The following is a 9259-nucleotide window of genomic DNA, read 5'->3' as shown; positions in this document are numbered from 1 at the left end:
TCGGTGATCTTCAATGCCATCGCTCGCCCGCTCCCTTCGCCGGGACAGGGAATCACGCGCAGCGAAAATAAGAAAATCACAACCGAGTCAGATCAAACGCTGGCCGGTATAAGATCGTCGCGGCGGCGTCCTCGCCCTGCCGGGCCGCCAGGGGATCGGAATTCCCGCGCAGGCGCTTTAGCGCCGCGTCCCGCGAGACGCCCGCTCGTGCCGCCCCGGCGTCGAATCGCGCGACGACCATTTCGATCTCGTCCACCGCGCCACCGAGCCGCTGCAGATATTGCTGCGTGAACTCCACCGACTGGCTGAACACCGTGCCGGTGAGCAGCGCGGCGAAGACGCGTGCGATCAAAGCGCCCAGGTCGGTTTCCGATCAACTCTTGCGGTATGCACTCTCTTCAACAGCGAGAACGGTCCTGTCCCGGATACGCAGTCAGTCCCGTCTTAGATAGCGTGACCGGCTTCGTGGCGACAGAGGTCCGTACGGGTGGCACTGCTATTTCCCCACAGGCCCATCACATGTTTCGGAGTGAGCAGTTCCAGAGATTCTAGCAACAGCATCTCATTGAGAAACGTGATCGACATGTCTTTCAGATACGCGTCGAGATGATCCTCGATCGTTGGCGTCTCAAACAACAGCTTACAGGCCTCGCAATTGCCCCCCACCTTGTCACGAGGAGGAATTGTAACATTATGCTTGCGAGCGATCTCCACCATCAGGGAATAGGGTCCCCGTAGAAACAACCCGGTAAAAAGCGGATTGCGCAGGCTTGCTTCAATCAGCTCCGGAATTTCTTCCGGATCGGGCGCTTCGCGGATCGTGAGCCGCCTGGTGTCCGGAATGACGCCGCAACAGGCAAGGAGCTTGTTCTTCGCGCTCATGGTCGGCCCAGTCAGCACATAGGGACATGGTCCCAGATATCCGTTCGATACAAAGGTGGCGTCCTTGAGGTCCGTCTCCGCCCGCCCGGTCAGATTGAGCCCGGATTCACTAATGATCTCCACCTCGGAGCCGACATCTCCGAGCGCGCTTCGTATCCGCTCAGCCGTCCAGAGTGTCTCGACGGACTGGACGGAACTGATCGCCGTATAGACTCCGGCCTCCCTCGCCGTCTGCACAAGCGTGCGCACGCAGTCGAAAGCCACAAACTCTTCGTGATAGTCGTCCCAGCTGATGGAAAGCTCGTCGAGGCCGGCGTCTGCCAGGGGCTGGAAGCGAAGACGTGCCGCTCTTTCCGAGGTGGCGAAATATCCACTCGTTACGATGCGGGTCTTGAAAGATCTCGATTTCGCGGCCTCGACATAGCGAACGAGATTGCGACCATGCAGAAACGGCTCGCCCCCCGTGAAGGCGACCAGGGTCACATCTTCGGGAATATGAGCGATCGCCTCAAGAACGAATGCCGGATCGAGGCGATCGGCGACTTGCGGCGAGGAATTGAAGCAACAATGTGCGCAAGCGAGTGGACAGGTATAAGTTAAATGGAAGGCAAAGGATGAAACTGGAATCGCCATGGTTTGTGCCCCACCGTTGTCAAGGACCGCCCCGCCGACTTCCCCAACCGGGCGAGGGGTCTCTCAGCAGGTTGGCGCAAATGCGTCAGTACGCCAGTGCGATCTTCGACGACGCGACCGAGTAGGACCCGGATGCCACGGCCCAGACCGTTGCCTCGTTGGTGCCCCGCATAACCTTCTGCATATCGCCGACGCTCTGGACGTCCTTGAGCTTCGAGGACAATTGAGCTGATAGCGCCTCGTCGATCTGCAGGCCGTATTCCTTGGCGAATGCTGCTGGGCTCTTTGCGAATTCCTTGAATTTATCGGGATCTTGGAGCGCGTTATTCAGCTCCGTCTGGGTCTCTTTTTCATTCTTGATCTCCACGCTCTTCCCGTCGACCAAGAGTGAAAGGGTTTTTGCGCTGATTTCCGGCATTTCTAATCCTTTCTTACTTTGGTGCCATCGTACTTTCCCATTAACAATGAAACGACGTTTGGTAATAGTCAAGTTGAATTCCGTAGGGGAATGTATGCACCCGTCCTGGTCGCGGCTATCTGCGGCGGCAACGGTTTGGCCAGCAGGCTTCAACCTGGATGGTCATAAAACGCAAAAAAAGGCGCGCCCCGGGGGACGCGCCTTTCAAAGGGTCGGAAAGAAGGCCGCCGATCAGGCGGCGTCTTCCTTCATCTCCTCGCCGGTGGTCTGGTCGACCACCTTCATGGAGAGGCGGACCTTGCCGCGCTCGTCGAAGCCCATCAGCTTGACCCAGACCTTATCGCCTTCCTTGACGACGTCAGTGGTCTTGCCGACCCGGTCGGCGGCCAGTTGCGAGATGTGGACGAGACCGTCCTTGGAGCCGAAGAAGTTGACGAAGGCGCCGAATTCGACGGTCTTGACTACCGTGCCCTCGTAGATCTCACCGACCTCGGGCTCGGCCACGATCGAGTGAATCCACTTTTTGGCTGCCTCGATCTCCTTGGCCGAGGAGGAGGCGATCTTCACGGTGCCGTCGTCCTCGATGTTGATCTTGGCGCCGGTCTTTTCGACGATCTCGCGGATGATCTTGCCGCCGGCGCCGATGACGTCGCGGATCTTGTCGGTCGGAACCTGCATGACCTCGATGCGCGGTGCGAACTCGCCGAGCTCGGCACGGCTTTCCGACAGCGCCTTGGCCATCTCCTCGAGGATATGCAGACGACCGGCCTTGGCCTGATCGAGGGCGACCTGCATGATTTCCTCGGTGATGCCCTGGATCTTGATGTCCATCTGCAGCGAGGTGATGCCCTCGCCCGTGCCGGCGACCTTGAAGTCCATGTCGCCGAGATGGTCCTCGTCGCCGAGGATGTCGGACAGAACCGCGAAGCGCTCGTCCTCCTTGATCAGTCCCATCGCGATGCCTGCAACGGAAGCCTTCAGCGGAACGCCGGCATCCATCAGGGCAAGCGAAGTGCCGCAGACCGTCGCCATCGAGGACGAGCCGTTCGACTCGGTGACCTCGGAGACCGCGCGGATCGTGTAGGGGAACTGCTCGGGCGCCGGCAGGATCGGGCGCATCGCCCGCCAGGCCAGCTTGCCGTGGCCGATTTCGCGGCGGCCGGGCGAACCCATGCGGCCGGTCTCGCCGACCGAGTATGGCGGGAAGTTGTAATGGAGCAGGAAGCGCTCCTTGTAGGTCCCGGTCAGGGCGTCGACGAACTGCTCGTCCTCGCCGGTGCCGAGCGTGGCGACGACCAGCGCCTGGGTCTCGCCGCGGGTGAACAGCGCCGAGCCGTGGGTGCGCGGCAGGATACCGGCCTCGGCGACGATGGTGCGGACCGTCTTCAGGTCACGCCCGTCGATACGGCTACCAGTGTCGAGGATGTTCCAGCGGACGATCTTGGCCTGCAGCGACTTGAAGACCGCGCCGACCTCTTCTTTGGAAGATTTGGTCTCTTCCGCGCCCTCTGGGAGGAAATGCGCGGTGACCTTCGCCTTGACGGCGTCGACGGCGACGTAGCGCGCCTGCTTGTCGGTGATCTTGTAGGCGTCGCGCAGCTCGCCCTCGGCGAGCTGCAGCATTTCGCCCTCGAGCGCGGAATGATCCGCGGCGATATGCTCGCGCGGCTCCTTGGCGGCGTGTTCGGCCAGCTTGATGATGGCGTCGATCACCGGCTGCATGCCGCGATGACCGAACATGACCGCGCCGAGCATGACGTCCTCGGACAGCTCATGGGCTTCCGATTCCACCATCAGCACGGCAGAGTCGGTGCCGGCGACGAGGAGGTCGAGCTTGGACTCGATCATCTCGTCGACATGCGGGTTCAGCTTGTACTCACCCTCGATATAGCCGACGCGCGCGCCGCCGATCGGCCCCATGAAGGGCACGCCGGAGAGCGTCAGCGCCGCCGAGGCCGCGACCATCGCGACGACGTCGGGATCGTTCTCCAGATCATGCTGGAGGACGGTGAGGACGACCTGGGTCTCGTTCTTGTAGCCGGCGGCGAAGAGCGGCCGGATCGGCCGGTCGATCAGACGGGAAACCAGGGTCTCCTTTTCCGAGGGCCGGCCTTCGCGCTTGAAGAAGCCGCCCGGGATCTTGCCGGCCGCGAAGGTTTTTTCCTGGTAGTTGACGGTCAGCGGAAAGAAATCCAGGCCGGGCTTGGGCTGCTTGGCCGAGACGACCGTCGCCAGCACGGTGGTTTCACCGTAGGTGGCCAGAACCGCGCCGTCGGCCTGACGGGCGATCTTGCCGGTTTCCAGGGTAAGCGGACGGCCCGCCCAGTCGATTTCCACCTTGTGGGTGTTGAACATGTTGTTGCCTTTTCATCCTGCGNTCTTGCCGGTTTCCAGGGTAAGCGGACGGCCCGCCCAGTCGATTTCCACCTTGTGGGTGTTGAACATGTTGTTGCCTTTTCATCCTGCGCTCCGTGAGCACCGTCATAGGTGCTGGAGGCGAAGCGCGTTTCGTGACCGAAACGCGTCATGGGCAAGACGACGAGAGGCTTCGAGGCGGTGAAGGCGCCAGGTCTTTGCCTGGCGCCGGCCGTTCCGGAAGCATCCGGTAATCCTGCCCCATGACCGCTCGGGTGGTCGGGCTCTTGCGAACTGGTCGCCGAGCCCGGGGCTGGTGTGGCCCACCGTTTCGCGGGGGCCGAAATGCGACCAGCGGGCCGAAGGGGTCGCCCCACTCCGGCCCGCCGGGTCTCTATCTTAGCGGCGCAGTCCGAGACGGCCGATCAGAGTCTGATAGCGCTGCTCTTCCTTCGACTTCACATAGTCGAGGAGGCGGCGGCGCTGGGAGACCATCTTCAGAAGGCCACGACGCGAGTGGTTGTCCTTCTTGTGGTCCTTGAAATGCTCGGTGAGGTTCACAATCCGCTCGGTCAGGATCGCGACCTGGACTTCCGGCGAACCGGTGTCGCCTTCCTTGATCGCGTATTCCTTCATGAGCTCGGCCTTGCGCTCAAGCGTAATCGACATCGAAATCCCTTTCTTGGAAAATCTTGAGGGTTGGGTCGCCCATGGCCGGGATGTCGTCCAGCGAGGGCCGTTACATAGCGCGGACGGGACAAGCCGGTCGGCGCTGCGGCTGCCTATAGGCCAAATCCGCGAAGAATACTAGCCTTACGGCACGGGGCGGACGATTCCATGGCTCACAGCCAGCGGCGGCGGCGGAAATATACCTGCTGACCGGCCGCGATCGCCGCAGCCGCGGACAAGCAGCGGCGGCAGGGCGCCTAGACGGAATGAAGAAAAGTTGGGACGGATTGTCCGCCCGCATTGCGCGCTGACTGCTGGAATCGATCATGATCATAACATCCGATCGACTCGATCCGATGGCATCGTGGTCTATGCGGCCCGCCGCACTCGCCCCGGGAGCGACTGCTCGGCCAATTTGAACCGCGACAGGAGGTCGTTGAGCGACGACGCCTCGGTCGCCAGCCCATGACTTGCCGCCGTCGACTGTTCGGCCACGGCCGCGTTCTGCTGCGTTCCCTGATCGATCGAATGCAGCGCCGTGTTGATTTCCTGCAGCCCGACCGATTGCTCGCGGGCGGTGGTCGCGATCGCGGCGACATGCGCGTCGATCTCCCGGATTTCGGCGACGATCGCTTCAAGCGCATTGCCGGTCTCTCCGACCAGGGCAACGCCGCTACCGACTTCGTCCTGGGACGACGCGACCAGTTCCTTGATCTGCTTGGCGGCCTCGGTCGAACGCTGGGCCAGTTCGCGCACTTCCTGGGCGACGACGGCAAAGCCCTTGCCGGCCGCGCCGACACGGGCCGCCTCGACACCCGCGTTGAGGGCGAGGAGATTGGTCTGGAAGGCGATCTCGTCGATGACGCCGATGATGTTGCCGATCTCCCGCGACGACGTCTCGATACGCCCCATCGCGGTGACGGCGTTGCGCACCACCTCGCCGGACCGCTCGGCCTGGCCCTTGGCGCGCGAGGTCAGATCGCCCGCCTCCTTTGCCTTGGCCGACAGACCCTGAACGGCCGTGTTGATTTCCTGGAACGCGGCCGACGTTTCCTCGACGGAGGCCGCCTGCTGCTCGGTGCGGCCGGCCATGTTGTCGGCGGCACCACGAATTTCGTCCGCCCCGACATGCACGGCCCTGGCGCTGTTCCCCACGGCAGCGAGCGTCGCATCCAGTTGCGCGACCGCTTCGTTGAAATCCGTTCGCAGCTGCTCGAATTCGCCGGAGAAGGCGGTGTCGATCCGGTGGCAGAGATTGCCGGAGGCCAGTTCCCGCAGGCCGGAACCAAGCTCGCCGACGACGACGGCGAGCCTTTCACTTTCGGCGGTCGCCCGCTTGGCGTCGGCGGCTTGCCGCGCGCTATCGCTTGCATGACGGCCGGCTTCGAGCTCGGCGTCCTGCGCGCTTTTTTCCCGCAAGGCCTCACGAAGGGCCACCACCGAGCCCGCCATGGCGCCGACCTCGGTGCGTTGGCCGGCGAATGGCACCTCGATGTCGAATTCGCCGTTCGCCATCCGGCGCAACAGGACCGACAGCCCCGAGATCGGCCGAACGATGCTGCGTACGACCAGAACGATCGACAAGGCGATTGCTGCGAACAGTCCGAGCGCGATGGCGGCAACCACCGTCAGCTGCGTCTGGGCCGCGCTGCTCGCCGCCGCCGCGTCGGCTATGATCCGGTCGGAGACCGCCGCTCCCATGGAGCCGAGGGTTCCCAGCCATTCGGTCATCCCGGCGAACCATGTGCCGGCGTTCAGCGACGACAGTTTCCCGTAGTTTCCTCCGTCCAGGATCACCAGCCGCATCGCCTCCACATCGGCACTGGCGCCCTTGCCGTACAAGCTTCGGCTCGTCGCCGCGACATCCTCCGAAGCGAGATCGAAAAAGCGCGATATCAGCGCTTCCTGAGCGCCCTTCTTGGCCGAAAAGGCGTCGAACGTGGCGAGGGAGAACGTGCCGGCGGCAATGCCCCCCGCGCCCATCCCGCGCTCCACGCCGGCCAGTTCCTTCGCGCCCATGATGTTGACATAGGCGGCAAGATTCATCGCGGTGTCGCGGTTTTCGGTCGCCTTGACGATGCCGCTGCCGATCCGGCTCAGATCGGCGATCGCGCCGGTGTAATAGCCCAGTGCGTCGCCGGTCGAGATTGCGAAGCTGTCGATCGTGCCGCGAACCGCCTGCACCCGCTGCAAGGCATCGCCGGCATTCGCCAAGGACTTCGTGATCTCGGCATTGCCGACCGGACCCAAGGCCTCGCCGACCGATCGCAGATCGGCGATACGCTGATCCGTGGCGCCACGCGCCTTGGCCAGGGAATCACCCATCTGGGCGCCCTTGGACCCGATGAAGCCGGCCGAATTGCCGCGCTCGACCTGAAGGACGTGGACGAGATCGTAGACGGTGCGCATCTCGCGGGCGAACATCTCGGTCTGCTGGGCCGCCTTTGATTCGCGCCAGAGCGTATTGACCTGGATTGCCTCGTAGACCGACAGGGCCAGCAACGGCAGAAAAACCGCGGCGATGATGCGGGTCGAGAATTTGATGTTCCTGAGCGACATGGCGTCCTTCCACCGGTCCAAATCCGCAGCGGAAGCAATCGGGGAACGGCGAGATGCCATATGTCGGCTTGTGCGGCTTCCTTAGCCGTAAGAGGTGCGGGTAAATTTTCTATTGCACTGCGCAACAATACCGGCACCTCGATCCGCCAAGGAAGGTGCATATTGCACGGGCCGGCTTACGCGAAGCTAGGGACACGGTCGTGTGCGGGGTCCACTTTCCGACCTCGCCTCAGCCTTTGCCGCCGAAGACCCGCTTTGGCTTGAACGCCCCCTCCTCGATCGCGCCGAGCGCGACGAGCCGGCCATGGCCGGTCGCATAGGCCTCGTCGCAGAAGGCCGGCGCGTCACGTCCGCGCAACAGGACCGCATTGCCGGACAGGACACGGCCCGCCTGGTCGTCGGTCAGCGCCACTTCGTAAAGGTCGGCGAGCGCCACTTCCGGCGCCACGAGATACTCGTCCAGCGGCTCGAAATCGACGACCCGCGCCTTGGCGCCGGCCTCGAGAGCTTCGGCATCCAGCTCCTCGCGCCCCTCTTCAGCGGCGGCCTCCAGCTCTTCCAGCGGCACCAGATCGTCCTCGCCGAACGCGCCGACGGAGACGCGGCGCAGCTCGATCACATGGCCATAACAACCAAGGTCGCGGCCGAGATCGCGAGCGATCGCGCGCACATAGGTGCCCTTGCCGCATTCGGCCTCGAACACGGTCGTATCGGCATCGGGGCAGTCGACAATGTCCAGCCGATGCACCGAGACGGTCCGCGCCGCGATCTCTACCGTCTCACCCTCACGCGCCAGGTCATAGGCCCGCTCGCCGGCGATCTTGATGGCCGAGAAGCTCGGCGGCACCTGCTCGATTTCGCCGGTATAGTCGGCCAGACGCGCCTCGATCTCGGCCTCGGACGGACGCGTCTCGGAGGAGTGGACCACCGGCCCCTCCGTGTCGTCGGTCGTGGTCTCGGCGCCCCAGCGCACGGTGAAGCGATAGACCTTGCGCCCTTCCATGACGAAGGGAACGGTCTTGGTCGCGTCGCCGAACGCGATCGGCAACATGCCCGAAGCCAGCGGATCGAGCGTGCCGGCATGGCCCGCCTTCTGCGCGAAATACAGCCATTTCAACTTCGACACCGCTTCGGTCGAGCCCATGCCCTTCGGCTTGTCCAGAATGATCCAGCCATTGATCGGCCGGCCCTTCGGCTTCTTGCCCCGGCGCACCATCAGCCAAGATCCTCGTCGTCGTCACCGTCGAGATCGCGGACGACCTCGGGCGATTTCAGCAGCGCGTCGATGCGCGCGAAATTGTCGAAGGAGGTGTCGGCGCGAAACCGCACCTCCGGCATGTATTTCATCTGCTTGAGCGCCGGCGTCAGGCGGCCGCGAATGAACCGGACATGCTGATTGAGCGCCGCGACATAGGGCTCCGTGTCGGTCTGACCGAGCACGGTGACATAGGCCGTCGCTAGCTTGAGGTCCGACGCCATGCGGACTTCGGAAACGGATATGACAGCATTTTCGAGCAGCGGATCGCGGATTTCGCCGCGCTGCAATACCTCGGTCAGGGCGTGCCGAACCTTCTCGCCGACAGACAGCGAGCGCAGGGAGGGTCCGGATTTCGATGATCTGGCCATGAATAACGCTCACGTTCAATGGAAGCCCGGCGTTGCCGCCGGGCTTTTCGTCATTGCAAGGAAGGTCTGTCGGAGCAGCCTCGGCCGCTCGGCGCAACGTTGGCGCGAAACGAGCGA

At 63.2% G+C, this 9259-nt stretch carries 8 protein-coding genes; all 8 read right to left on the bottom strand.

Annotated features, from left to right (window positions below):
- Window positions 1-76: 76 nt before the first annotated feature.
- The 8 genes from VQ045_RS11870 to rbfA all read right to left on the bottom strand — a co-directional run bounded on the left by VQ045_RS11870 (window position 77) and on the right by rbfA (window position 9142).
- Window positions 77-352, bottom strand: coding sequence for a DUF2937 family protein (locus tag VQ045_RS11870; protein ID WP_331830240.1), 276 nt, complete (start codon window positions 350-352; stop codon window positions 77-79).
- 92 nt (window positions 353-444) lie between these two features.
- Window positions 445-1515 carry a radical SAM protein gene (locus VQ045_RS11865; RefSeq protein ID WP_331830239.1) on the bottom strand — a complete coding sequence of 357 codons (1071 nt, stop codon included), beginning with the start codon at window positions 1513-1515 and terminating at the stop codon, window positions 445-447.
- Between the two features lie 85 nt (window positions 1516-1600).
- Complete coding sequence (locus VQ045_RS11860; protein WP_327623645.1) at window positions 1601-1933, bottom strand: hypothetical protein; 333 nt, start codon at window positions 1931-1933, stop codon at window positions 1601-1603.
- A gap of 231 nt (window positions 1934-2164) precedes the next feature.
- Window positions 2165-4288 carry a polyribonucleotide nucleotidyltransferase gene (gene pnp, locus VQ045_RS11855; protein WP_331830238.1) on the bottom strand — a complete coding sequence of 708 codons (2124 nt, stop codon included), beginning with the start codon at window positions 4286-4288 and terminating at the stop codon, window positions 2165-2167.
- Window positions 4289-4687: 399 nt separating this feature from the next.
- Window positions 4688-5074: a 30S ribosomal protein S15 gene (gene rpsO, locus VQ045_RS11850; protein WP_327623660.1), complete on the bottom strand. Its 387-nt coding sequence runs from the start codon at window positions 5072-5074 to the stop codon at window positions 4688-4690.
- A gap of 252 nt (window positions 5075-5326) precedes the next feature.
- On the bottom strand, window positions 5327-7516 hold the full coding sequence (locus tag VQ045_RS11845) for a methyl-accepting chemotaxis protein (RefSeq protein WP_331830237.1): 2190 nt from the start codon (window positions 7514-7516) through the stop codon (window positions 5327-5329).
- A 229-nt stretch (window positions 7517-7745) separates the two neighbouring features.
- Window positions 7746-8732, bottom strand: coding sequence for a tRNA pseudouridine(55) synthase TruB (truB, locus tag VQ045_RS11840; protein ID WP_327623642.1), 987 nt, complete (start codon window positions 8730-8732; stop codon window positions 7746-7748).
- Window positions 8732-9142, bottom strand: a complete 411-nt coding sequence (gene rbfA, locus VQ045_RS11835; protein WP_327623641.1) for a 30S ribosome-binding factor RbfA — start codon at window positions 9140-9142, stop codon at window positions 8732-8734. The genes truB and rbfA overlap by 1 nt, the downstream gene beginning before the upstream one ends.
- Window positions 9143-9259 lie beyond the last annotated feature (117 nt).

Source organism: Aurantimonas sp. E1-2-R+4 (genome assembly GCF_036549515.1).
GTDB classification, from domain to species: domain Bacteria; phylum Pseudomonadota; class Alphaproteobacteria; order Rhizobiales; family Rhizobiaceae; genus Aurantimonas; species Aurantimonas coralicida_A.
This window is presented reverse-complemented; position numbering and strand designations above follow the sequence as displayed.